This is a genomic window from Ensifer sesbaniae, from assembly GCF_013283665.1.
Classification (GTDB): Bacteria; Pseudomonadota; Alphaproteobacteria; order Rhizobiales; family Rhizobiaceae; genus Ensifer; species Ensifer sesbaniae.
In genome coordinates, this window is record NZ_JABEKU010000002.1 from 1400687 (window position 1) to 1422758 (window position 22072).

At 59.0% G+C, this 22072-nt stretch carries 21 protein-coding genes and 4 pseudogenes; 8 read left to right on the top strand and 17 right to left on the bottom strand.

Going from position 1 to position 22072, the window contains the following annotated elements; all coding sequences use genetic code 11:
• Positions 1-257 precede the first annotated feature (257 nt).
• Genes BHMPCIPO_RS24305 through BHMPCIPO_RS24315 form a run of 3 tightly spaced genes read right to left on the bottom strand, consistent with a single transcriptional unit; the run spans position 258 to position 2691 of the window.
• Positions 258-1184: a dihydrodipicolinate synthase family protein gene (locus BHMPCIPO_RS24305; protein ID WP_173519328.1), complete on the bottom strand. Its 927-nt coding sequence runs from the start codon at positions 1182-1184 to the stop codon at positions 258-260.
• On the bottom strand, positions 1181-1888 hold the full coding sequence (locus tag BHMPCIPO_RS24310) for a ribonuclease activity regulator RraA (RefSeq protein ID WP_173519329.1): 708 nt from the start codon (positions 1886-1888) through the stop codon (positions 1181-1183). Before BHMPCIPO_RS24310 ends, BHMPCIPO_RS24305 begins: the two co-directional genes overlap by 4 nt.
• A gap of 17 nt (positions 1889-1905) precedes the next feature.
• The gene (locus tag BHMPCIPO_RS24315; RefSeq protein WP_173519330.1) at positions 1906-2691 is read right to left on the bottom strand and encodes an SDR family oxidoreductase; all 786 of its coding nucleotides are present in this window, start codon (positions 2689-2691) and stop codon (positions 1906-1908) included.
• Positions 2692-2782: 91 nt separating this feature from the next.
• Here BHMPCIPO_RS24315 and BHMPCIPO_RS24320 point away from each other — a divergent pair, with 91 nt between their 5' ends.
• The 3 genes and pseudogenes from BHMPCIPO_RS24320 to BHMPCIPO_RS24330 all read left to right on the top strand — a co-directional run.
• Positions 2783-3640, top strand: coding sequence for a LysR family transcriptional regulator (locus tag BHMPCIPO_RS24320; protein ID WP_173519331.1), 858 nt, complete (start codon positions 2783-2785; stop codon positions 3638-3640).
• Between the two features lie 559 nt (positions 3641-4199).
• Positions 4200-5363 carry an IS110 family RNA-guided transposase gene (locus tag BHMPCIPO_RS24325; protein WP_173519332.1) on the top strand — a complete coding sequence of 388 codons (1164 nt, stop codon included), beginning with the start codon at positions 4200-4202 and terminating at the stop codon, positions 5361-5363.
• 299 nt (positions 5364-5662) lie between these two features.
• A pseudogene (locus BHMPCIPO_RS24330) lies at positions 5663-5803 on the top strand (transposase domain-containing protein); the annotation flags it as partial.
• 174 nt (positions 5804-5977) lie between these two features.
• On the opposite strand, the gene BHMPCIPO_RS24335 reads toward BHMPCIPO_RS24330, so the two are convergent.
• From BHMPCIPO_RS24335 to BHMPCIPO_RS24350, 4 genes are all read right to left on the bottom strand, one after another.
• Positions 5978-8152: a peptidase domain-containing ABC transporter gene (locus BHMPCIPO_RS24335; RefSeq protein ID WP_246304546.1), complete on the bottom strand. Its 2175-nt coding sequence runs from the start codon at positions 8150-8152 to the stop codon at positions 5978-5980.
• Positions 8149-9489 carry an HlyD family secretion protein gene (locus tag BHMPCIPO_RS24340; protein ID WP_173519333.1) on the bottom strand — a complete coding sequence of 447 codons (1341 nt, stop codon included), beginning with the start codon at positions 9487-9489 and terminating at the stop codon, positions 8149-8151. The genes BHMPCIPO_RS24335 and BHMPCIPO_RS24340 overlap by 4 nt, the downstream gene beginning before the upstream one ends.
• A 416-nt stretch (positions 9490-9905) precedes the next feature.
• Entirely contained in the window at positions 9906-10055 is a 150-nt protein-coding gene (locus BHMPCIPO_RS24345; RefSeq protein ID WP_173519334.1) for a hypothetical protein, read from the bottom strand.
• Positions 10056-10100: 45 nt separating this feature from the next.
• Complete coding sequence (locus BHMPCIPO_RS24350; RefSeq protein WP_173519335.1) at positions 10101-10277, bottom strand: hypothetical protein; 177 nt, start codon at positions 10275-10277, stop codon at positions 10101-10103.
• Positions 10278-10577: 300 nt separating this feature from the next.
• Between BHMPCIPO_RS24350 and BHMPCIPO_RS24355 the strand changes: the two are divergent.
• Positions 10578-10851 (top strand): annotated as a pseudogene (locus BHMPCIPO_RS24355) (cupin domain-containing protein); the annotation flags it as partial.
• A gap of 339 nt (positions 10852-11190) precedes the next feature.
• On the opposite strand, the gene BHMPCIPO_RS24360 reads toward BHMPCIPO_RS24355, so the two are convergent.
• Positions 11191-11757, bottom strand: a complete 567-nt coding sequence (locus BHMPCIPO_RS24360) for a UPF0149 family protein (RefSeq protein ID WP_173519336.1) — start codon at positions 11755-11757, stop codon at positions 11191-11193.
• Positions 11758-12013: 256 nt separating this feature from the next.
• A complete protein-coding gene (locus BHMPCIPO_RS24365) occupies positions 12014-12634 on the bottom strand; it encodes a DUF1176 domain-containing protein (RefSeq protein WP_173519337.1) in 621 nt (206 codons plus the stop codon).
• Positions 12635-12752: 118 nt separating this feature from the next.
• Here BHMPCIPO_RS24365 and BHMPCIPO_RS24370 point away from each other — a divergent pair, with 118 nt between their 5' ends.
• On the top strand, positions 12753-13034 hold the full coding sequence (locus BHMPCIPO_RS24370; RefSeq protein WP_173519338.1) for a hypothetical protein: 282 nt from the start codon (positions 12753-12755) through the stop codon (positions 13032-13034).
• 99 nt (positions 13035-13133) lie between these two features.
• On the opposite strand, the gene BHMPCIPO_RS33525 is transcribed toward BHMPCIPO_RS24370, so the two are convergent.
• A complete protein-coding gene (locus BHMPCIPO_RS33525) occupies positions 13134-13874 on the bottom strand; it encodes a helix-turn-helix transcriptional regulator (RefSeq protein ID WP_173519339.1) in 741 nt (246 codons plus the stop codon).
• 214 nt (positions 13875-14088) lie between these two features.
• On the opposite strand from BHMPCIPO_RS33525, the gene BHMPCIPO_RS24380 reads away from it, so the two are divergent.
• A complete protein-coding gene (locus BHMPCIPO_RS24380; RefSeq protein ID WP_173519340.1) occupies positions 14089-14712 on the top strand; it encodes a LuxR C-terminal-related transcriptional regulator in 624 nt (207 codons plus the stop codon).
• Positions 14713-14772: 60 nt separating this feature from the next.
• Positions 14773-15198: a hypothetical protein gene (locus BHMPCIPO_RS24385; protein WP_173519341.1), complete on the top strand. Its 426-nt coding sequence runs from the start codon at positions 14773-14775 to the stop codon at positions 15196-15198.
• A 9-nt stretch (positions 15199-15207) separates the two neighbouring features.
• Here BHMPCIPO_RS24385 and BHMPCIPO_RS24390 read toward each other — a convergent pair whose 3' ends face one another.
• The 3 genes from BHMPCIPO_RS24390 to BHMPCIPO_RS24400 all read right to left on the bottom strand — a co-directional run bounded on the left by BHMPCIPO_RS24390 (position 15208) and on the right by BHMPCIPO_RS24400 (position 19111).
• The gene (locus BHMPCIPO_RS24390; RefSeq protein ID WP_173519342.1) at positions 15208-16239 is read right to left on the bottom strand and encodes a peroxiredoxin family protein; all 1032 of its coding nucleotides are present in this window, start codon (positions 16237-16239) and stop codon (positions 15208-15210) included.
• Positions 16240-16320: 81 nt separating this feature from the next.
• Positions 16321-17025 carry a hypothetical protein gene (locus tag BHMPCIPO_RS24395; RefSeq protein ID WP_173519343.1) on the bottom strand — a complete coding sequence of 235 codons (705 nt, stop codon included), beginning with the start codon at positions 17023-17025 and terminating at the stop codon, positions 16321-16323.
• A 409-nt stretch (positions 17026-17434) separates the two neighbouring features.
• The gene (locus BHMPCIPO_RS24400; protein ID WP_246304547.1) at positions 17435-19111 is read right to left on the bottom strand and encodes an ATP-binding response regulator; all 1677 of its coding nucleotides are present in this window, start codon (positions 19109-19111) and stop codon (positions 17435-17437) included.
• Between the two features lie 231 nt (positions 19112-19342).
• Between BHMPCIPO_RS24400 and BHMPCIPO_RS24405 the strand changes: the two are divergent.
• Positions 19343-19737, top strand: a pseudogene (locus tag BHMPCIPO_RS24405) (IS6 family transposase); the annotation flags it as partial.
• 213 nt (positions 19738-19950) lie between these two features.
• Here BHMPCIPO_RS24405 and BHMPCIPO_RS24410 read toward each other — a convergent pair.
• The 4 genes and pseudogenes from BHMPCIPO_RS24410 to BHMPCIPO_RS24430 all read right to left on the bottom strand — a co-directional run.
• Positions 19951-20253, bottom strand: a complete 303-nt coding sequence (locus BHMPCIPO_RS24410) for a hypothetical protein (protein ID WP_173519344.1) — start codon at positions 20251-20253, stop codon at positions 19951-19953.
• Positions 20254-20736: 483 nt separating this feature from the next.
• The gene (locus BHMPCIPO_RS24415; RefSeq protein ID WP_173519345.1) at positions 20737-20955 is read right to left on the bottom strand and encodes a bacteriocin; all 219 of its coding nucleotides are present in this window, start codon (positions 20953-20955) and stop codon (positions 20737-20739) included.
• 90 nt (positions 20956-21045) lie between these two features.
• Positions 21046-21672 (bottom strand): helix-turn-helix transcriptional regulator, encoded by a 627-nt coding sequence (locus BHMPCIPO_RS33530; protein ID WP_282439098.1) that lies wholly within the window; start codon positions 21670-21672, stop codon positions 21046-21048.
• A 223-nt stretch (positions 21673-21895) separates the two neighbouring features.
• A pseudogene (locus tag BHMPCIPO_RS24430) lies at positions 21896-22042 on the bottom strand (IS110 family transposase); the annotation flags it as partial.
• Between the last annotated feature and the right edge of the window lie 30 nt (positions 22043-22072).

Consider the following 22072-nt stretch of genomic DNA (forward strand, 5'->3'; position numbering starts at 1 on the left):
ACACTACGTACTGGATCACCGCAAGCAGGATCGCGATCACAACGATCACACCGACACGCAACGTTCTTTCAAGGAAAGTTTCCTGGCCCTGCATCGTCAAACCTCGTTCTGCAACAGGTGTATCGACAATCGGCAAGGTCAGAGTATCAGGCGCGCAGCGCGAGCACAGACCGCAATGACAAGTCGCAGAACGGGGACGACCTTGCAAACCCGTCCGCCGCTCCAGACCAGAGACGGGGGCCCCAGGGAGAAGAAGCCTAGAAAGCAGCTCGCTTGTCGTGCTTCGCGAGACGGGCAAGCAGATAGTCCACTTCCGACCGCGCTGTCGGCGTCAGCATCTGGGCTGGCTTGCGTTGCGCGTCGGTGGCGATAACGCCGCGACGCTTCAGAACGTGCTTGCGAATGGCAAGGCCAATCCCGAACTGCTGCTCGTAACGGATCAACGGCAGGTGCGCGTCGAAGAGATCGTGCGCTTCATCCCTCTTCCCGGCCGCAGAAAGCTCCATCAGTTCGGTGAGCATGTCCGGAAAGCCATAGCCGGTCATGGCACCATCGGCACCACGCTCCGGCTCGAAGTCGAGGAACAGGCCGCCGTTGCCGCACAGGATGGAAAATTCGCGAAGTTCGCCCGCCTTCTGCATGGCGCGCAACTTCGATATTTTCTCAAGACCGGGCCAGTCCTCGTGCTTCAGCATCAGGCAGGACGGATGATTGGTGATGATCTTCGCGATCACGCCAGGCGTCATGACGACCGTGAGGGTCAGCGGATAATCCTGCAGAACCCACGGCACGTCTTCGCCGACGGCTTCCACCGCACCGGCGAAATAGTTGACGATCTGGTCATCGGTACGCAATGCGGGGGGCGGAGCGATCATTACTCCGGCAGCACCCATCTGCATCGAGACACGTGCCAACGAGCGCATGCTGGCGAACCCTGGAGCGGAGACCCCGACAATCACCGGGATCTTTGATCGGGAGACCACGCGCTTAACGATGGCACGGCTTTCCTCCGGCTCGAGCTTCGGGGCCTCGCCCATGATCCCGAGGATCGTGACGCCGGTGCAGCCGCTCTCCTCATAAAAGTCCGTGAGTTTGTCGATCGAATTGAAATCGATCGAACCATCGTCGTGAAATGGCGTGGTTGCGATGGCGTAGACGCCCTTGGACTGCGTACTGAACGTCATTTCTGGCTGTCCTTCCAGGCCTCATATCGGGCCTTCGTTTCTGCATTCATCGGGTAAAGACCGGGAAGCGGCACGCCCCGGTCCACTTCGTTCATGATCCAGGCCTCCATGCGCTCCTGTTCGGGCGCCTCGGCGAGCACCTGTTCGAGGAATGCCGACGGGATGAGGACCGCTCCGTCGTCGTCGACCACGACGATGTCATCAGGAAGAACGGCAACGCCGCCGCAGTTGATCGGCTCCTGCCACCCGACGAAGGTCAGACTCGCGACGGAAGGCGGTGCTGCGATGCCATTGCACCACACCTTCATCCCGCTCGCCAGCACGCCCTCGCCGTCACGCATGGCGCCGTCGGTGACGAGGCCGGCGACTTTGCGTTTCGCCATTCGGGCACACAGGATGTCGCCGAAGATACCGGCATCACTGACGCCCATCGCATCGGCGACGGCGACGCACCCTTCCGGCATCGCTTCGATCGCCGCCCGGGTGGAGATCGGCGAGGCCCAGCTCGCCGGCGTGGCAAGGTCCTCGCGAGCAGGGATGAAGCGCAGCGTGAATGCCATGCCGACAACCCGTCCCTGGCCGGGTCTAAGAGGCTTCGTGCCGCGCATCCAGACGTTGCGAAGCCCTTTTTTCAGGAGAACCGTCGTGACCGTCGCGGTGGACACGCCCTTCAGGATTTCAACGACATGGGGTTCAAGTGACATGAGAAACCTCACCTAAATCAGATGCTGTTGATCAGACCGCCATCGACGCGGATGACGGAGCCGGTGATATAGGAAGCGCGGGGGCTCGCAAGGAACGTGACGGTGTCGCCGTATTCCTTCGGATCACCGTAGCGGCCGACCGGGATCGACCCGGTGCTTTCAGCCGTGACATCGGCGACCGGTCGGTTCTCGCGCTTCGCCTTCTGCTCGTCCAGAAACACGATGCGCCCCGTGGCAATACGCCCGGGCAGCACGATGTTTGCAGTGATACCGTCGCGCCCGACCTCGCGCGCCAAGGTTTTTGACCAGCCCACCAACGCCAGGCGCAGGCTGTTCGATATCCCGAGATTTGCAATCGGCGCGACGACGCCGGAAGACGTGGAGGTAATAATGCGCCCCCATTCGCGCTCGCGCATACCGGGAAGCACCGCATCGGTGACCGCGATCACCGAGCGAACCATGAGATCAAAGTATTTCGACCAATCGTCAGGCGACTGTCCTGCGGCCGGCGTCGGCGGCGGCCCGCCGGTGTTGTTGATCAGGATATCGACCGGGCCGAACGCGCTCTTGATGGCATCGAGCTTCTGGCCAATCAGGGACAGGTCGCTGATATCCCAAGCCAGCGGAATGGCCTTGCCGCCTGCTCCTGTGATTGCATCCGCGGTCGCTTTGGCGCTTTCTCCGTGGATGTCGGCGACGATGACGGAAACGCCCTCCGCCGCAAGCGACCTTGCGATTGCGCCACCAAGCCCGCCGCCGGCGCCGAAGACAAGCGCCGTCTTGCTGTTCAACTGAAGATCCAACTTTTCCTCCTTCGCTTTCGGCCACTATGACAAGGCGAAAACGCAAGAAAAACCTTCCTTTTTCTTCCTTCAGACGATAGTAAAACTAACGATGGAAACCCGCTTTCTCGAAACCTTCCTGACCGTCGTCCAACACGGTTCTCTGGCCGAGGCGTCGCGCCGCCTGGGCGTGACGCCGGCCGCAATCGCACAACGTATCCAGGCGCTGGAAGACGAGATCGGGCTGCCCCTTCTCGCGCGATCAGGTCGGCGAGTGAAGCCAACGGAAGCCGGGGTTGCGATCCTGGAGAAGAGCCTACGTGTTCTATCGGAAGTCAGGCAGTTGAAAGGGCTGGCGCACGACGGCCAGGCATTCGGAGAGTTGCGGCTTGGCGCCATCTCGACGGCACTGACGGGCCTGCTTCCGAACGCTTTGCGAAGCGTGTTCGACAAGACACCGGGCGTCGACATCTTCCTGCTGCCGGGAACGTCGGCAGAACTCTATAACAGCCTGCTCGAGGAAAAGATTGACGCGGCAATCCTCGTCAAACCGCCTTTCCCCATACCGAAGACCTTACACTGGGAACTGATCCGATCGGAGCCGTTCGTCCTTCTGGCGCCGCGCGACCTCGCGAACGTCCCCGCCGACCACTTGCTTCGCGAGCAACCGTTCATTCGATACGACAGAAGCAATTGGGGTGGCCGGCTCGCGGATACCTATCTTCAATCCCAGCGGGTTCTTCCGCGGGAATGGCTGGAACTCGACTCGCTCGAAGCCATATCGGTGATGGTTGAAGCGGGGCTGGGCGTATCTCTGATGCCCGACTGGCGTTCATCCCTGTTCGACAACCTGCGCGTTGCCCGGCTGCCGCTGCGCAATGCACCATGCCGCGAAATCGGCCTGCTCAGACCTCGCAGCGTGCCGTCCGGCCGACTGATCCAAACCGTCCTCGATGCCATTCGATCGTAGAGAACGCGGTAGCGTCGGTCGTCGACTAGTTCCCACTCACACGATACTCGACCGCACCCCTGAAATGCTAGCGAGGAACACCGAACTTGCCACTGGAGTTCGCGAGATGATGGTGCATCCCGTCGATCATTATTGCGCGCGGGTACGCAGATCGCACGCAATCGTAGTTCCTGACGATACACTATGCGATCTTCTGTAACGGGCGCTGGTCAGCTTCCGCCAATATCTTCAGCTTAGTTTCTTTCGACCATCGCCGCCTACGCTCGACGCCGGAAATGATCTCCATGCGGGCCATGCCAACCTCTCAGATCTGGAATTAGTGTCAGCACTAATGCTGGTTCTAATGCCAGAACATCGCCTAACTGGCTCGTTCAGCAAAATCCGCTCACCGGACGCTCACATTAGAATTTTTGCCACCGGCCGAAAATCGTGGTTGTTCAGCGACACCGTCGATGGAGCCAAGGCCAGCGCCGTCACCTATAGATCCCATGGGTTGGATGACGGCCAGCGTTTTTGCAGAATGAGTGGTCGTACCAGCAACCGTTCATTCTGAGGTCCCATGTTCAGAACCCAAAAATCCGCCGCCGCTATCCAGACCAATCTGGCCGCCATTTTTGTCTCGATGGAACTCTCTCGTTCAACCTGGCTGATCACAACGTTGTTGCCGGGGAGCGGCGAGAGGATGTCGAAATATGCCATTGCAGCCGGCAACACTGGCAAGCTGTTCGATCTGTTCTCGAAGCTGCAGGAAAGGAGCCGCGCCAGGACAGGGCAGGACTGGCCGATCATCACGATCCAGGAGGCGGGTCTTGATGGCTTCTGGATCCACCGGGTGCTCGTGAAAGAAGGCATCGAGAGCCATATCGTGGATGCGGCGTCGATCGCGACACCACGCAAACGGCGGCGGGTGAAGACCGATCGCGTCGATGGCGAGGCGCTGCTGCGGGTTTTGTTGGCGTTCAAGAGAGGTGAGCCCCGTGTGTGTTCAATGGTGCGGGGTGTCGCTCACGAGGATGAAGACCGACGACGGATCGGCCGAGAGCGCAAAGCGTTGATGGTTGAGCGTGTCGCGCACGTCAACCGCATCAAGGGCCTGTTGTTCTCGCAGGGTATTGCCGATTACGAACCCCTTCATAAAAACCGGCGCCAGCAACTCGAAGAGTTGCGAACGGGAGATGGACAGATACTGCCGCGGCACATGAAGGCACAGATCAGCCGGGAACTGGACCGGTTAGAACTGGTCGTCAGTCAGATCCGAACCATCGAAGATGAGCGCGATGCGCTTATCGCCGCGCAGACCACGGATAGCACGAAACCATCGCCTGTCACGATGCTGCTCGGGATCAAAGGGATTGGCGCAGAGTTTGCAAACCTCCTCTGGTCGGAGGGACTGTTCCGGCATTTTGATAACCGTCGTCAGGTGGCCGCCTATGCCGGTCTTGCGCCAACGCCTTGGCAAAGTGGCTCGGTCAATCGGGAACAAGGAGTGTCGAAGGCGGGCAATCCGGGACTGCGGTCGACGTTGATCCAGCTATCCTGGCTATGGTTGCGGCACCAGCCGGGTTCGGCACTGGCAAAATGGTTCAGGGCGCGCGTTGAACGTAATGGCGGGCGCATGAAGAAAACGACCATCGTTGCGCTGGCACGCAAACTGTTGGTAGCACTTTGGAAATACGTGAACTCTGGGGTCGCGATCGAGGGCGCTGTTATGAAAACCCTATAAATCCCTGCACTTCAATCTTTCTGAATCTACCTGGGCCTCATGAACCCTGGCGGATCCGGGTGACGAACCGACATCAGGCTTGGCTAAAATGCCGCTCTATAGAATGGTCTCGTCCTCCCGGGCTCAGCCCGCCGAAAGCGGGATATTGGTGCAGCCGCAATTGTCGGCGACCGTATGTGAGTTTGATCAGGCTTTGCGAAATAAGCCGTGTCGCGCAGTATTGAGCCCGAGCCTGGAACCGAAATCTTTGAGGTATGTCGAGATGCAATAATCAGCTTGACACCGATTATCCCCATGTGAGCCTGATGTTGACCTGTCGCGCCTGTGGCGTCGAACCATTCGCGTGGTTGCGCCACGTCCTCACCGAACTGCCGCAGCGTCCCGACAACGCCGACATCGACGACCTGCTACCATTCAACTTCACAAAGCAGCCTGCCTGACCGCCGGCTCAAGCCCCCTTATAACGCGCAGCGAAATGCGCGCTTACGCTTGATCGCGCGACGTATCCCCGCATCGGACGCCTCGACCGCTTGTGGCTTAGCCTTCCATGCTTTCGTCGAGCCGCAGGCGGTGCGCCTATGACTTCCTGCAAGAACCGTCCCGGTATGTAAACGCTAACCGTGAAGCTCTCGCGCATCGTGTGTGAGAGCGCCAGCACGAACCCTTGCTGACTGCTTGTCGAGATAAAGGACCCGGTTGGCGATTGCCAGGCTTGAAGGGCGGTGAGCAATGATCACCCGGGTCATCGGGAGTTTGCCGATCGCGTCGTTGATGCGGTCTTCATTTTCAGAATCAAGCTGGCTTGTTGCTTCATCCAGAAGCAGGATTCCAGGCCGGCGGTAAATTGCTCGTGCCATCACAATGCGCTGCCTCTGCCCTCCGGAAAGGGAGCTACCCATGTCACCAACGAGTGTTTCAAACGCCATTGGCATCTCAAGGATTTCGTCGCGGATTGCCGCCATTTCGGCGCAGGCCAATATCCATTCTGGGTCCGCATTGGGATCGAAGGTTGAAATGTTTTCGGCAATCGACCCGGCAAACAGGCGATCATCCTGAAGCACGCATCCGACCCTGTTCCGGTAGGCATGCAGTCCCATCACCGAAATTGGCACACCATCGACCGCGACATGTCCCTCCATAGGGCTGGCCAATCCAGCCATGATCTTCAGCAGCGTCGATTTGCCCGCGCCAGACGGACCCGTGACGCCGATGCATTCACCGGGGAGAATTTCGAAGCTGAGATCCTTGAAAATATCTGGTTCGTTTTCTGCATAACGGAACCGGAGGTTTTGCACAATAAGGGAACTAGGTCCCCTTCGGGCAGTGTTCGTCACGACGGACGGTTTCTGGTCGGCTCCCCTCTCAGGTTCCGCATGCGCGATGTCGGCGACACGTTCGCCATGCAGGGACAGCATCCGTAGCTCCAAGGCCGTATCGATGGAACTGTTGATCCGACTTGCGAACTGATCCTTGTAAGCAAGAAACGCGATGAGCATGCCGACGGACAGATTTCCGCTCAGGATTGCATGAGCACCAAGATAGATCATCAGGATACGATCAACACCAAATAGTATCTGGCTAGCAGAGCCAAAGAAAATATCAAATCTTTCGACGCGCAGCCGAGCGCCGACGTGATCAACCAGGTAGTTGACCCACACTCCGCGGCGGCGCTGCTCAAAGTTGAGCGCCTTGATGCTGGCCATGCCGCGCACACTTTCGATGAAGTGCGAACTTTCCTGGGCTTCACACTTTATCGCTTCTTCCGACATCGATCGGTAGGGCAAATAGGCGCCAAGACGCAAGGCCGCGTAGAGAAGCATCGTGACGATCGCGAGCACCGCCAGCCAGCCGCCATAAATCACCATCATCGCCAGTAACACGATCGACAGAGCACCATCGACCAGAATGGTGATGGCCTTCGTTGTCACTGTTCGCTGGATGGCATCAAGCGATCCAAATCGCGAGACGATGTCGCCGACATGACGCTTTTCGAAGAATTCCATTGGTAGCCGCATGAGTTGGTCGAATAGGCTGACTTTCCATTGCAATACCAATTGACCGCCGAATAGCATGGTGGCCCAGGATCGGACGAATTTCGTCAATACCTGAATGAGCAAAAGTCCACCCAACCCGAGAGCAATCACGGTCAATAGATCATAATCAGCGGCGACAACGATTTCATCGATGACGAGTTGGAACCCGATCGGCATGGCGACCGTGACCAGTTCCAGAAGAATGGAGATCGCCAGCACCTGCACTGCCACCGATTTAATGCCAGCGGTCCGACCCACAAGATCGATCAGACTGATGCCCTCGCGCTCATCGCGTGTTTCGAAATGCTCGTTTGGCCACGCTTCCAGCGCGACGCCGGTGAAGCTTTTTGACACATCCGCCAATGAGAGCTTCCGCCGCCCGATAGCAGGATCATGTACGGTGATACTCTTGCGTCCGACCCGTGTCAGAACCACAAAATGATTATGATTCCAATGTAAAATGCAAGGCAAGCGCAGACGCGAGAGGTTATTGAGATCAAGTCGCAGAGCACGTGCCGTAAGCTTCATCTCGCTTGCGATTCCGATCAAGTCGCGCAGACTCATCCCCTTGAGTGAGGTTGAAAAGCGTCGGCGCATGGTAACAAGATCGACCCGATGACCATAATGACCACTTATCATAGTCAAACAGGCAAGCCCGCATTCGGCACTCTCGGACTGGATCGCGACGGGTGTCTTTGACCGTAGACGATCAGACAGGATGTCAAGGAGACCGGCATGGTCGCGCAGTTGCATCATAGACCCTTCGCAGCATCTTCAAACATACGGCCACGCAAACTGTACAGTGGATCGAGCACCCATTGGTAGAGCGGGCGACTATCCGCCAAAATATGCGCCTCAAGCTGCATCCCGACTTGCAGAGGCTCCTTCCTGTTGTACGCGAGTACGTAATCCTGATCCGGACGCACAGTAATACGATACACTGATTTCGTCTGACGCTCGTCTGCTCCGCCGGTCAACAATTGCACTTCCTCCGGCCGCAAAGTGGCCCGCGAAATCAGAGATACAGTTCCGGGGAACTGCCCGAAGCGTTGATATGGGAAAGCTTCGTAGCGCAGCAAAACACGATCACCTGCGCGGACGAATCCGATAGCATCGCTGGGGGCAAGAAGCTGTACTTCAAGTGGAGCTTCATTCGGAAGGATCGTCAACATCGGCACGCCGGCCGTTAGCATCTGGCCAGCCTGGCTGATGACACCTGTGACCCTGCCTGACCTAGGTGCCGTGATCGTGATCTCGCGTTTGGCCTCGCCCTCAGAAATCTGCCGATTGATATCAATGATCTGTTGTCGCAACTGGCCGCTATCAGAAGCCGACTGGACATCGAAGGTTAGGAGTTGATTACGCACGTCCGACAGTTTGGAATTGATCTGGATGCGCTCGCGCTTGAGCGCCTCCAACTGGCTTTCCTGATTCATGTAGCTTTGTTGACGGCTCTCTATCTGCTGCCTTGTCGCGATGCCGCGCTCCAGGTTTTCCCGCTGTTGTTCCATCCATTTACGCAGCGTATTAGCGCTCTCCCGCGCCAAGCGAATCTGAGCATCCGCTTGGGCAAGCTCAATGGCAAGGTTTTGCTCCTGCTCGCGAAGATTCTGCTTCTTTCCGGCGTCAATGCTGCTGCGGCGCTCTAGATCAGCCTGCATTTCGGCCCGGCGCTGCCTTAGGAGGTCTATAACCGCCAGTTGCGTGCCGCCGCGCGAGGTCATGCTCATGCTGTCAAGACTCATTACATAAAGAACATCGCCCTGACGGACGACCGCTCCTTCCTTGACCGGCATGCTGCGTATCCACCCCGCTGCCGGCGACAGAACGCGAGTCACCCCCTCCGTAGGAAGAACGATGCCTTGTACGCGTACCCGGCGCGTATACTCGCCAAAAGCGAGAAAGGCGAGAAGCAAGATTGCAATGACGACTGCGCCCGTAGCAAACATGGACAGCGAAATGCTGCGAGGAAGCTGCGGGGAGCCGAGCCACGCCATGGAACGGGCCGCCTGAACTTCTGGTCGGAAGAGCGGAACGGTAGGCGGTCTTGAGGGCGCAGCCTTGATGTTCTCCACCGTGTCAGGAGCAGTCATTTAATGATCAAACCGTAAAAATCCTATCGCGGATTTGTTGGAAACTGCCCGGCCGACAAACTGGATCCTGGGAATGAAATTGCCAATATCCCCGGATTTTCGCAAAACGCCCCCGGAATCGCGTTCAAATTCTTGCGGATGTCGCATCCGGGCGTCGCACGTTACGTCCTGGCCGCCGCTCATCCGCACTCCCGGTCAGATGACGTTACAAGGACCGCCGACAATTCGCTCTGCCGCATTTGAACAGTAAACCTTCGGCGTCCTGTATCAGCCATCTGTCGATTGAAAGTATCATCCGCGATGACCACGCCCAAAGAACCACTCAACGGCCATTAACAGTGGGCAATCTGAGGACGTCTCGCTGTGAACTAAAAATCACATTTGCGAGACGCCATGATTGCGACGTTCACATTGATTTAGAGTGACAGCCACTCGAAGAAATCGCTAGTCTTTGTGACCGCCCAGTTGTAGCCATGTGCGAAATTTGCACCGAGACGATAAAAGGCGTTCGACTCATCAGCACCACCTGAAATCATGTCGATCTCTAATTCATTAAGTTCACGCATAACATTTATCTCCTTAAACCGGCTCGAAGCCAGACCTAAACTTGTTTACAGAGCCTCGAAGAACCCATCAAAAAAGGCGGTGATTTCCGGGACGTGCGTGATAACCAGGCCAAGAGCGATGGCCGCAACGACACCCCCAGCCACGCCCTCCGTTTCGAAGGTATCCAGTTCAAAAATCACGTCTTGGTCAGATGTACTGCTACCCTGAATTTCGTTTGTCATTGATTGTCTCCCAAGATTCGGTCAAATTTCACGCGTTTCACAGACGAAATGCGCGAAATGGACTATATTATTGCTTTGGAGCGGGGGGCTACTGTCAATTATGACAGGGCGGCAGCCGCCCGGCCTCGTTCTGACGCCCGGACAATCGCACGATAATCGGGGCTCTTGGCCATTGTTCCGGATGATTTCCGACCGGGCCGACATGTGATATGAACCCTCCAAAACTGGACCAGTTTTGGCTAGAGTTTTCCGGTGTCTATTCCTGGCTGGGAAAGGAACGGAAGACGATGAAGGCATCGCAGTTTTCGGACGTCCCGCGTCCGCTTCACCCACATCCCGGGGCATGCGCGAGGTTGCTTGGCATAAGGTCCCGGAGCCCGTGTTGACGGTCCGGCTGGATGGTTCGGTGGATTACGAGACGAGCGACGGAGAGGTGCGCCACGTTCCGGCAGGTAGTTTCGTGTTGGTGGAGGACACGCATGGCAAGGGCCACCTTTCGCGCCATTCCCCTGAGGCGCAAACCGTCATCTGGATCTCACTGCCAAACGGCCTCGAATTGCCGCCCGCACAGTAGGGATCGTTTGCTGGAGGGGGCGAAACAATACCTTAAGACCCAGGTGTCAGTGGCTGGATCATGAGCCGCAGTTTCGCGCTTCTAACGCAGGAGCACGGGAACGAAGGGTCGATTGTGCAAGGATTGAAATGTGAAGCGGAGCTCAAATCGCTGCTTGCTGCCCTGGCTAATCGCTTTCCAAGGCCTCGTGCAACCGGCGAAAACAGAAGACGTCAAGCAAGTGAGAGCATTTACCGATGGGGATTTCATGGCGGACATTCTATGACGGGACGATCGATAATGAGCGTAACGAATGGCCCACGGCTTTCGTGATTGACTAAATAGGTTTCTGGCTCTCGGTCAGAACTTCTGCTTTGCCCGCTTCGGCATAAAGTAGGTTCGGATATTGACGAGTGCTTCGGCGACCTCAGCAGCATCGTAGTGGGTTGCTTTCCGTTTTGCCTCGCCGAGCTTGCGGATGGGCGCGATGTTATCGCCAGTCCCGGCATGACCTTGAAGGGCCGGCTGCCAAAGCCTCGGCGCGTACCTTGTTCCTAGCAGAAAGCAGAGGTCCCAATCGAATGGATCAAAGGTCTGATCATCGATGCTGGTGAACTTGGGCCGGTGGTCTTTCGGTGTTTCGGAAAGGCTGGCCGAGATGCGGTTATATTCCGCAACGATCGTCTGCACGGCCCGATGTGAGGTTGTTTCCATCGGCATATTCAGGGCCTCTGGGCCGGTTAGCTCCGGGATCCACTGACGTGGGTCGATGAACTTTGGGCCGATGATGAGAGCCGTGAGATAGCCATCGAGACCGCTCATTGACCAGATTGGCGATGCCGGACGACGTGCCCTGATGAACGCCTCGAACGCCACATCATCAAGCTTCGGTCGTGCGGTCGTCATCCCCTGGTTGTTCGGTGTCATGCCGCCCGTCGCTCCTGCTCCGTCAGCGCCTCGCGGAGCGCGTAGGAAAAGTGGTCGCGGTCGCCGAACACGAACTGGGGCCGGTTCCGGCTCAGGGCGAAACGACACCCTAAGAGTTTGCCTCGATGGGCCAGAGATAATCGCCCGTCAATAGGATGTGCGCCAGCCGAACAGTCTCATGCGTCTACAAAGGCCGAGAGAAATACGTCGATGGGAGAAGGTTAAGCCGTTCGTTCCAGGGGGACGAAAGGGACTGTTACCAAATATCCCGCTCAATCAGCGCCTGCGGATTATCCTCGCCGTCATAGGTTGCGTCGACCGCAAAATACGTGATCTGAAACTTTCCGTCCCGGAAGACCCACCGAGTGAGTGAATTGGCGCCACCCCGGCCTGGCCATTTGTTGGCTTCTTCCATAGTTCGGGTATCGGGATCGTATCGCGCATTCATCACATCGCGCTTATCGATCGTCTTCTTTATGGTAATCGATTCGACCGGACCTTTCTCATTTTCGCCTATGTAGCGGATATCGATCATCGGCGCCGGAAAGGTCACCGGCAATGCTACCCCGTGCTGGTCGGCGATGATAAAGACATAGCTCCGATTGTCGCCGTGGCGGCAGGGGAACTGCACCAGCAGCGCCAATCGCGATGCAGTCTCCTCGCCGATCCTCAAAGGATAGACTACCGCATCATGCAGGGGGGCGCCATCTTCCGACGAGCAATTTGGCGGCCTAGTTTCCAAATGCAGCGCGCGTGCCCTTGCCATCGCGGCCTCTTGCCAACGCTCAGTCTGAGCGTACCCGGCCCCCACTTGAACCGCAACGCATCCGGCCAAGACAGCGCCCAGGTATTGGCGTCGTTTGATCAAGAGCGTCATGAGGCACTCCAATTGATGGTCACCAGTTTCCTAATGCGAAGAGCGTTTCGAGCATCGCTAAGCGTGCTTCGCACTTTCGCCACGGCAGCGGGACGACTCGGAGAAAATCACGAGCGACATGCTCCAGGAAACAACCATCATTCCGAAGAACGTCACGCACCGGACCAATGCGACCTTGCCAGCAACTTCGGCCCCACCCGAAGCCGTATGGCGCGCCAAGGGCTTTTCAATCGCTACCGGAACGAGCATCGAGTGGGCATCCGCTGCCCGCGAAACACCGGCGATTGTCAGTGCAATCGAAGCGGGCGATGCGGTCAGCAAGATGGCGCCGGCCAACGCAAGGGGTTTGGCCAAAGGCCTGGACAATGAACTCACTTGCCATCCCCGTGGTTGCGATTGAAGCACGACAAGGCGCCTGCAACCAACGGCTAACAGCTGGTCAAAGACTAAGCTACTGTCAAAATTGACAGCGGGAAACGAACTGCGGCAGAGTTTCATCTTACGGATGAATAAGGCCTAGCGCCGTTGCGCGCGCACAAGCGGCTCTGCGGCCCCTAACGTTGAGCTTGTGCGCAGCCTGATAAAGATGGAAATTCACTGTCCTCTCGCTGATCCCGAGGATCATCGAAATTTCCCAGGACGATTTCCCGACCGCCGCCCAATGCAGAACCTCGAGCTCGCGCTCCGACAGGTCGGGCCTTTTGTCGTCCCAGCGCTGCAACCGTGCCATGGCGACGTGCAGGCAGCTTGCGAAATAGGTCAGCGATGGCAGTGTCGGCAGCAGATCGCGGAGGTCTTTCGTTCCGTCGGTCGTGAAGGTCATGAACGACCAGTTCACGCCAGGCGCGCCGATCGGGACGGTGATGCCCGAGGTAATTCCATGCTCGCCGGCACTGCGCAGGATCGAGCTTGCCAGTTGCCCTATGGTCGTTTCGGTGAAACCGACACGTCCTTCGACATTCCAGGCCGTTGAGGGCATGCCGGCCCGCACATGCAGGACACGGGCGTCACGTTCGGCAATCCGGTCGTTGCCGAGGATGTCGTATGTCTTTCCCCATTCCGGCGCGAAATCGCTGAAGTTGTAATAGTTTCGCCGATCGGAGCCCGGCTGGCCGCGAAGTCGCACCGCATAGGCCGCGTGATTGAAGCCATGCCGGGCCGAGACAATGGAGGCAATTGCCGTCAGATCGCCCAAGGTCGTGGCACGCAGTGCCCTGTCGATATCGTCAAAATATTGCATGGCGCTAAGGGCGTGAGACAAAGCTGATACGGAGCGCAGATCGGAACGCGGGTCTACCGCAACCATGACGTGCAGCAACGGTCAAGCGAACACGACAGCAATACCCTTCTATTCGACGAACGGCTACTTTGGCCACTAGCACGGTTGTACTAGTGGCGCCCGCACACTCCGTTTGTTACTACAGCTGAGAAAATTCCCGAGAGAGGATGCAGCGTTGGATGAAGCTGAAACGATACTTGTCGCCGACGACCACCCAGTATTTCGCGACGGGCTCGGCTCTCTTATTCAGTCTCAAAATCCTACTGCCGCTGTCCACACCTTCGACGCGTTCTCGGATGCCCTTGCGTTGGCCAGGTCGCTCCCCTCCCCGCCGAGCCTTTTCGTCCTCGATCTCTTCTTCTCGCGCAAGAGCATCAAGTCCGAGCTGCCAGCGCTGCGACGAGAATTCCGGCGGGCGGCGATCGTCGTTGTGACCATGTCCGACGACACGGCAACGATCGACGCCGTCATGGCGGCAGGCGTAAACGGCTTCATCTGCAAATCGGCGCCACCGCACCAGATCGCCGCGGCCATCGCCGCGGTCCGTGCGGGCGAAATAGTCACTCCGTCTCCGGCGGCTGGCCGGGCGCCGGCGGGCGGCATGTCGACCACGCTCAGCGAAAGACAGCTCGAAGTCCTGCAGCTCATCGCCCAGGGGAAGACAAACAAGGAAATCGCCCAGGACCTCGGCCTTTCGCCCTTCACGGTTCGCCTCCACGTCTCGGCGATGTTTCGAAGCCTTGGCGTGACCACCCGCGCTGCAGCCGTGACCAAGGGCGTTTCCGAGGGAATCCTCTGACGGCATTCCCCATCAGAAACCGGGCGCGCGGTGTGCCCGTCACTACAGAAGGATCTACCAATGAAACCACTACTTATCGCGGCCGCAGCCGCGGTCGCGCTGACGGGCGTAGCTGCCTCGCCTGCGCTTGCCGGCACCTGTGCGAGCAATTTCAAGGTGGAGGGCGTGCCTATGCTCTCCGCCATGACGTTCCGCAGCTCGCAAACGTTCCCGAAGGTCGCGCCGAAAACCGCGCTCGCACAGCTCGCCGCGGCCGTGGCCGCCGAAGGATTCCACGGCATCGACGTCGACCACCAGCTCGGCGCGATCTCTGCATTGCAGGAAACGACCGGCACTGGTCGGCCGCAGACGCTTCGCGTCGTGGTCCGCCGCAGCGGCAAGGGATCGCGTGTGGACGCGGTTTTCACCGTCCAGCAGGGCCAGGTTGCCGGCAAGGACTACATCCGCCAAGGCATGTGCCGCGTCGTTGCGGCCGCCGGCGAATAATCGCCGCCTTTACGACGAAAGCCGCTCGATTTCGGAGCGGCCCCACTTTCGGGTCCGCTCCGACAGCTCAAGCGTTTCCGCGAGCTGCGATGCTTTCACTAACGTCGCGTCCGCGTCGTCCTGCAGACCTAGTTGAACCTCCGCATTCCCGAGCAAGACGGTAGCGGCTAGTTGCATATCGGCCGGCCTCCCTTCCCAGTCCTCGGCCGCGACGACCTCGCCCAAGCACTGCCGCGCCGCCCGCGCCACGGCCAAATTTCCGGGCATGGTGTGCAGGGCGGTCACGGCCAGTTTCGTCTGCACCGCCGCATCCCCGCGAAATAGCTGCGCGGCCGCAACGTAGTGCGCGGCCGCCTCGAGCTCCCGGTCGCCGGCCCGGGCAAGCACGTCGAGCTTGATGCAGGCGAATTGCTCATCGGTCGCAATCGCCGGCGATGCGCGCTCGGCCTCGGCGATAGCCTCAGCCGCGTCCGCCATTCGGCCGGCCGTGAGCGCGTCCATGACCTCGCGCAAAGTGTGCTTACGCACCCAGGCGTCATCGCTGATCGCTTCCCGCCAGGCCGCCCGCGCAGCCGCGAAATCCCAGGTGCCGTCCAGGACGGCGCCGATGACGGGTTTTGCGTCCTCGGGATCACCTATCCAGGCAAGCACGCCGGCGCCGTCGATCACATAAGTCGAAGGAACGCCATCGCGGCCGCTGGCTTCAAGCCACTCGCGCGTCACTGCACCTCGCGACAGCCCTGACCCGGTATCCGGCCGCTCCTCCAGCGCCAGCACCGCTTTGTCGGTGCCCCGCGCGGCTGCGGCCGCAGTGGCCGCTACATCGCGCACCAGGACGGCAACGCCATAGACCGGCACCCCGAGGGGTTCGGCGAACTCAGCAAGGTCGCCGACCGCCGGTAAGCAGCCGACACAGCCGGCATTCCACAGCACTAAAACGCTGGGCCGGTCAAAAACGACCGGGCCTAAATCCGCCCTGTTGAAAACCTGCCCAAACTTCAAGCCGGGGGCGTTGTCGCCCGGCAATAAACGGATGGACAAACAAAACCTCCCTGTTCCGCCCCCGGCCCGAAGCATCGTGCTCACTCACTGCCGCTTGCGATTACACCTGGCAGACGCCGATCAGCGGGCCGGGGCCATCGAGATCGTGGCAGATGCAGCCCGGTCCCTGCGTCGTGCACTGGAAGTCGAACGAGCACGAGATCGAGATGCAAGCAGCTTCGCCGCCTCGTCCTGCACCTGCAGGTCCCCCACGGACTTAGAAGCGCCACCCGAAACTTTCAATACCGCCGGATCGGCGGCGGCGCCGATGCCCGGCCCGCGCAGCGGATCGGCGATCACCGCGCGTTCGCGCGCCACGCCTTTAGTGCCGGCAACGTGTGGCAGCACCGCGACGTTGTTGACGCTGTAGAGCGGCGTGCTGGCAGCACTCGGCCGCGTGGTCGAGACCGTCCAGGCCTGCCGGTCGAGCTCGACTGCCGCCGCCATGTCGTCGAAGCCGTCCGCGAGCTTGTAGCTCACGCGCGTCGCCTTCGTGGCGCCCGATGCGCCGATGGGACCGGCGGTCTGCTCGTAGACGAGCACGCCGTCCTTGAGGCTGACGCTCACGCCGGGTTCCAGCGTCGCATGCGCCCCATCGCCCGCCGTGAAGCGATAGACGCGCTCATGCTTGTTGAAATCGAGCGTGCGGCGGATGGTGAAGGCGGTGTTGCCGTCCGCGTCCGGCTTGCCGTACTGCACATCGAGCCACGTCGTGCGCCGCTCGCCGTCCTTGAGCTTGGCTGCGTTCGCGCAGGCGCCGATCTTCGCCCCGGCACCATCGAGCACAGCGAGTGCATGCAGTGGCCATCGCCCTCGGTGCGGCTCTTGATGCTGAACTTGTCGTTCACGTCCACCAGTACATGCCGCTTGGCGGGATCGTAGAGCGCGTGGACTTCGTTTGCCGCCCACATGCTGGCCGGACCGGCATTCGCCGTCTGCGTCCGTTCCATGCCGACGCCTGCGATGGCGGCAGAGACGCCGTCCAACGACGCGATCGCCATCGATCCTGATTTCAATATGACAGTCTCCATTGCGTAATGAAACAACCGTCGCGGATCTCAGGGACGCCCACGTGTTGCGAACGTGCCTGTCCGCAAGTTGCCGATACGCTGGCCGACGTAAAACCGGCGTGATGCCAATATGCCTGAATGCACAAATCCCGCTGCGGCCGGGCGCAGCGAACCGGAATTGCCCGTCACTCCCTCAAATCGAGTGCACTGGCAAGAACCACTGACCGTAGCTCAGCCGGACGCACGGGCTTTGTAAGCAGTGGAATATCGGGATCTCCCAGCTCGTCACGGACGCGATCTGCGTCGTGCCCGCTCATAACCACCACGGGAATATTCCACTGCTGCACACCTCGCACGACCTCGATGCATTCTTTTCCGGTCACTCCTCCTCCCAAGTCGTAGTCAGTGATGAGCAGATCGCAGTCCTCGAATGTTTCTGGAATTACGGTCGACTTGTCGACCTCGCAGCCCCAGCTCTCCAGCAGGCTCGCAGTCGCGAGCAGAACGGCGTCGTCATCCTCGACCAGCAGCACTCGCAGACCGTCCATTGCGGAGACCGGCCGCTGCTGCGCCACCCGCTCACGTTCCGCAAACTGCGGTTCGACCGTCGGAAGCCCGGCCAAGGTTACGCGGGTTCCGTGGCCAGGCCTCGATTCAAGGACGACGGTGTGACCAAGCAGCGCGGCCAGCCTCTTCACGATCGGAAGCCCCAGCCCCACCCCTTCAATGTCGCGATCACCCCGCTCCCGAACCTGGTAAAACTCTTCAAACAAGTGCGGCTGATGCTCGGCAGCAACCCCAGGACCACGGTCGAAGACCTCGACCGCAAGCGTCTGGCCATTTCGCCTACAACCGATGACGACCGGCCGACCAGGCGCATATTTGATCGCGTTGTTGATCACGTTCTGCAGCATCGTCGTCAACAGGCTGGGGTCGCTTTGGACCCAGGCCGACGACCGGACCACGCGGAGTTCCCCGCCGGCGCGCTCCGCGGCCTGAGAATTCTGACGCACGACGTCGTCGACGATCTGCTGGACGGCAAACGGTTCGATCTTCGGTGTCACCCTGCCACTGTCCAGCGTCGAGACGTCCAGCAGTGATTTGAAGAGCCGCGACACGCTCTCCAAAGAGCGGTCGATGTTGTCGACCATCTGCACTTCGCGGGGCCCAAGGCCAGCGTCACGCAGGCAGGACGTGAATAGACTGATTGCGTGAATTGGCTGCCGTAGATCATGGCTAGCCTGCGCCAAGAACCTTGATTTGGCGAGGTTGGCCTCCATAGCCGCGTGGTAGGCCTTCTGAATTTGCGTGATGAGCGTAAGGACATATGCCGGAACAATCATCGTCGTGAGGACGAGCGTCAGCACCATGTCCGGGTTTTCGCGCCAGTAATTATTGAAATAGCTTGTCAACCCGAGGACTCCGAATGCCGCCGCCGTTGCGCCGATGAGGTAACGCGGGCCGAAGCGCAGTCCGTTTGCCAAAGTCACCCATAGCAGAGCCGCGTAGACCGGCAGGGTCGCGGCGCCGCCCATCGCCAAGGCCAGCAACATGCCGAGGTAATCGTTCGCCATGCCGAATAGCCGGCGGCCGTGGAACTGCCCCGGCCGTTGGAGAATGTCCCGGTACAACAGCACAGACACCGGTATATACGCGATCAAATATGCCACGGTGAGCTTGAGCCAAGTCTCGGCGCGATCTTCGCCGCCCAGCAGTTTCGGTACCACGTAGAGGCACAACAGAGGCACGAGAACCAAGCGGACCAACGCCTGCCCGCGCTCAGCGTCGTCGCCACGACTGCGGAGCACGTACGCGAAGCTACCAAATACTCTGTCCTGCCACGCCATCGCCGCTTCATTCATGCGAACCACCGTTTTTTGCAAGCGAGACGAGTCCGCCACGGGCTGCCCGCCCGTCTTCGTCCGCCCGGAATATAGCTGGCCCCAGCCGAAACGGCCGGCGCCAATGAATCGAAATGATGCCGGCAACGCCACTAGCACAAACGGTCTAGTGTCGTCGCTGGTCGTGTTCGGAAAACGGTCGTTTCCCGAACATTCGCGACGAGGCCTAAAGAGAGCATCGAAAATGCTTGCTTGATGCATCTGGATGAGGTGGTGATTTCCATCGGTGGCCGAAAACATTGGCTTTGGCGCGCCGTTGACCAGGACGGTTACATTCTCGACGAGATCGTCCAGGCCCGCCGCGATACCAAGGCTGCCAAGCCAGTGCTGGTCAGGCTGCTGAGGAAGCAGGGCCTTTCGCCGAAGCGCGTCGTCACCGATAAGTTGCGCTCATACGGGGCGGCAAGAAGGGATGCGACGCCCTGCATCGAACATCGATCGCACAAGGGCCCGAACAATCTCGCGGAAATTCTCACGGGCCATTTCGAAAACGAGAGCGGATGATGCAGGGCTTCCGATCCGTCGGCGGTTTGCAGCGTTTCACCTCGGTCTTTTCAGCCGTCAGGAATCTCTTCGTTCCGCCTCACTTGAGACCGAATGTCCAAGGACGCCTTTGTCGCGTCCGGCTTCAATTACGAAGAGGCGATCAACCGCATCTTGGCCCGCGCTCGACAGCCTTGAGAGCGGCATTATTTATAATGGGCTCATATGAGCGAACAAGACGGTTTCGCCCCCCGCCGCCATTAGGGCAGTCACGGCTGCCGTTCATTGTCGACGAAAACTGTGAGCGCGCGGAGCTTTCAATTGCACCATTGCACTCCTCCTGGCTCGAAGGACCACTGTGATGCCGGATAATCCATCTTCACCACGGACATCACGCCTTTGAACTTGGGTGGCAAAGTGAAGCTCGCTGTGTTTCGCCGCACATCGCCAGCGTAGTTGACGGCGTACTCGGCCGCGCAGTTCCAGCTTCGGTCGTCCGGGTTGATCGCATAGATCCAGAATCCCTTATCATTCCAGTCCCACCGCACGAGAGGCTCTGAACGAGCTGGCGACGATTGCACAACGAGCATCAGACTGGTGGCCAATACAAGACGTTTCATTGGATCTTCTCCGTGGCATGGCGATCGGCGCCCTCATCCGCTGTCAACGCGCCTGAGCTTTCAATCGCCGGCAGGGTGCACTCGGCCGCAGGAGACGAATGATGCGATCGGCCATCTTGAGGGTGCTCGGTCGATGTGCAACGATGATCCGCGTCATCGGCAAGGTGCGCACGGCCCCGTTACGCCCCCCACGGGCAGAACGACGCCCGCAACCTTCACGCGGCGCGTATACTGCGCGTAAATCATCAGAAGGACCGCAAAGCCACGAACATCAATGCGACCATAGATACCGCAGCGAGAGAGAGCCGCCCCTGGTCGTTAGTCGGGCGACCCGGTCAAGCGCGTTGAAAGACTCTGGTCGAAAGAGAGCAGTTAGTTCCATCAGCCCCTCGGGATAGCTAGGCGGCCCCGCTCCGGGGCGCAGCCCGACGCGCATTGCGACGGGCCGACCAGGATTAATCTGAAGACTGAACGCAGCGGCAGTCACTGATTGAAATAAAACTGGTGCGTGCTGCTGCTGTATCCAACTGTCAAGCCGCCGTTGACATGCCCACCGCCCCACGTGGCAATAGCACCATAAGAGCCAGTAGCGAAGCGGAACTCGCCCATCTCGAAGTAAAGGCCGCCGCTAACCGCATCGAGTTCCTTCTCGTTGAGTTCTCTCAGGCCGGAAGCTTCTGCAGTAATTGAATCGTAGTTCATCTTTTCCTCCATCGATAAACGCGTGGCGGATGCATTCTGACGGCGAAGCCTAGGGAAAAGAAGCTGTCAACTTTGACAGGGGTGCAGGGCCTAAAGCGTGATGAGACCGAGAGCAATCGCTCGTGTGCAGGCAGCCTGCCGCCCATTCACTTCCAGCTTGCGAGCAGCCCCTTGCAGATGAAAATTGACGGTCCTTTCACTGACGGAGAGTATCGCGGAAATGTCCCACGATGTCTTTCCGAGCGCGGCCCACCGTAAGACCTCCCTTTCTCGTTCGGTCAAACGAGGTGTGGCTTCATCACAACCCTGTAGGCGCCGGGCGGAGACATGGAGGCAACTGGCAACGTATGTCATCGGCGCGATCGTGCAAAACAGATCGCGCAGATCAAACGTGGCATCGGTCGTGAACGTCATAAAAGCCCAACTAACGCCCGGAGACGAGATCGGCACGGTGATTCCGGCCCGCAACCCATACTCTCCAGCCCGGCGCAGGATTTGGCCCGCCTGCTTACCAATCATCTTGTCGGGGCCCATTCGGAAAGTGAAATCGCTGAAGGTAAGAAAATCAGAGCGATCACGCCCATGCAGATCCTTAAATTTAACGGCGTAGGCTTGATGACCAAAACCAGTGGAAGTCGCCCAAGCCTTCGATTCGCGAACGAGCTCTACAAATGAACTGGCGCGAAGAATTCGTTCAACCTGATCCCAATACTCCATTGGTCGTTCCTTATTTGTTCGCCCTCAGTATCCAGCCCCGCGCGAAACGGCCAGTGGCGGCCGGGATGTATTTTCTCGCAGACGCCATTAAGTGTTCACACAAACGCAACTCATGGCTGTCTTGGCTACACCGCCTTTGAAGATCGACCGTTCGGGGGCGACACGTCCAGGACATTTGGAAACACCGCCAGATGAACTCTACTATCTGCCTGGGAAAGAAATCCATCGCCACGCCGTGCGCGCCGAACCAGGCGATCAGCGCATCGGGTTCGCTGAGGATCTTTGCTTCCCGCACAATGCGGCCATCCGCATCCACCACGCACACACTTGAGTACTCCAGTGATACGTCGATGCCGGCATACTGCTTCATGGTCGTCTCTCCGTGCTGCTATGGAGCAGG

Coding starts and splice junctions, on each gene's coding strand:
- BHMPCIPO_RS24370 (WP_173519338.1), top strand. CDS start 12,753: ATGCTCCAGGAAACAACCATCATTCCGAAGAACGTCACGCACCGGACC.
- BHMPCIPO_RS24415 (WP_173519345.1), bottom strand. CDS start 20,955: ATGAACTACGATTCAATTACTGCAGAAGCTTCCGGCCTGAGAGAACTC.
- BHMPCIPO_RS33525 (WP_173519339.1), bottom strand. CDS start 13,874: ATGCAATATTTTGACGATATCGACAGGGCACTGCGTGCCACGACCTTG.
- BHMPCIPO_RS24400 (WP_246304547.1), bottom strand. CDS start 19,111: ATGAATGAAGCGGCGATGGCGTGGCAGGACAGAGTATTTGGTAGCTTC.
- BHMPCIPO_RS24350 (WP_173519335.1), bottom strand. CDS start 10,277: ATGACAAACGAAATTCAGGGTAGCAGTACATCTGACCAAGACGTGATT.
- BHMPCIPO_RS24385 (WP_173519341.1), top strand. CDS start 14,773: ATGAAACCACTACTTATCGCGGCCGCAGCCGCGGTCGCGCTGACGGGC.
- BHMPCIPO_RS24345 (WP_173519334.1), bottom strand. CDS start 10,055: ATGCGTGAACTTAATGAATTAGAGATCGACATGATTTCAGGTGGTGCT.
- BHMPCIPO_RS24340 (WP_173519333.1), bottom strand. CDS start 9,489: ATGACTGCTCCTGACACGGTGGAGAACATCAAGGCTGCGCCCTCAAGA.
- BHMPCIPO_RS24365 (WP_173519337.1), bottom strand. CDS start 12,634: ATGACGCTCTTGATCAAACGACGCCAATACCTGGGCGCTGTCTTGGCC.
- BHMPCIPO_RS33530 (WP_282439098.1), bottom strand. CDS start 21,672: ATGGAGTATTGGGATCAGGTTGAACGAATTCTTCGCGCCAGTTCATTT.
- BHMPCIPO_RS24360 (WP_173519336.1), bottom strand. CDS start 11,757: ATGACACCGAACAACCAGGGGATGACGACCGCACGACCGAAGCTTGAT.
- BHMPCIPO_RS24305 (WP_173519328.1), bottom strand. CDS start 1,184: ATGACGTTCAGTACGCAGTCCAAGGGCGTCTACGCCATCGCAACCACG.
- BHMPCIPO_RS24325 (WP_173519332.1), top strand. CDS start 4,200: ATGTTCAGAACCCAAAAATCCGCCGCCGCTATCCAGACCAATCTGGCC.
- BHMPCIPO_RS24335 (WP_246304546.1), bottom strand. CDS start 8,152: ATGATGCAACTGCGCGACCATGCCGGTCTCCTTGACATCCTGTCTGAT.
- BHMPCIPO_RS24310 (WP_173519329.1), bottom strand. CDS start 1,888: ATGTCACTTGAACCCCATGTCGTTGAAATCCTGAAGGGCGTGTCCACC.
- BHMPCIPO_RS24410 (WP_173519344.1), bottom strand. CDS start 20,253: ATGAAACGTCTTGTATTGGCCACCAGTCTGATGCTCGTTGTGCAATCG.
- BHMPCIPO_RS24320 (WP_173519331.1), top strand. CDS start 2,783: ATGGAAACCCGCTTTCTCGAAACCTTCCTGACCGTCGTCCAACACGGT.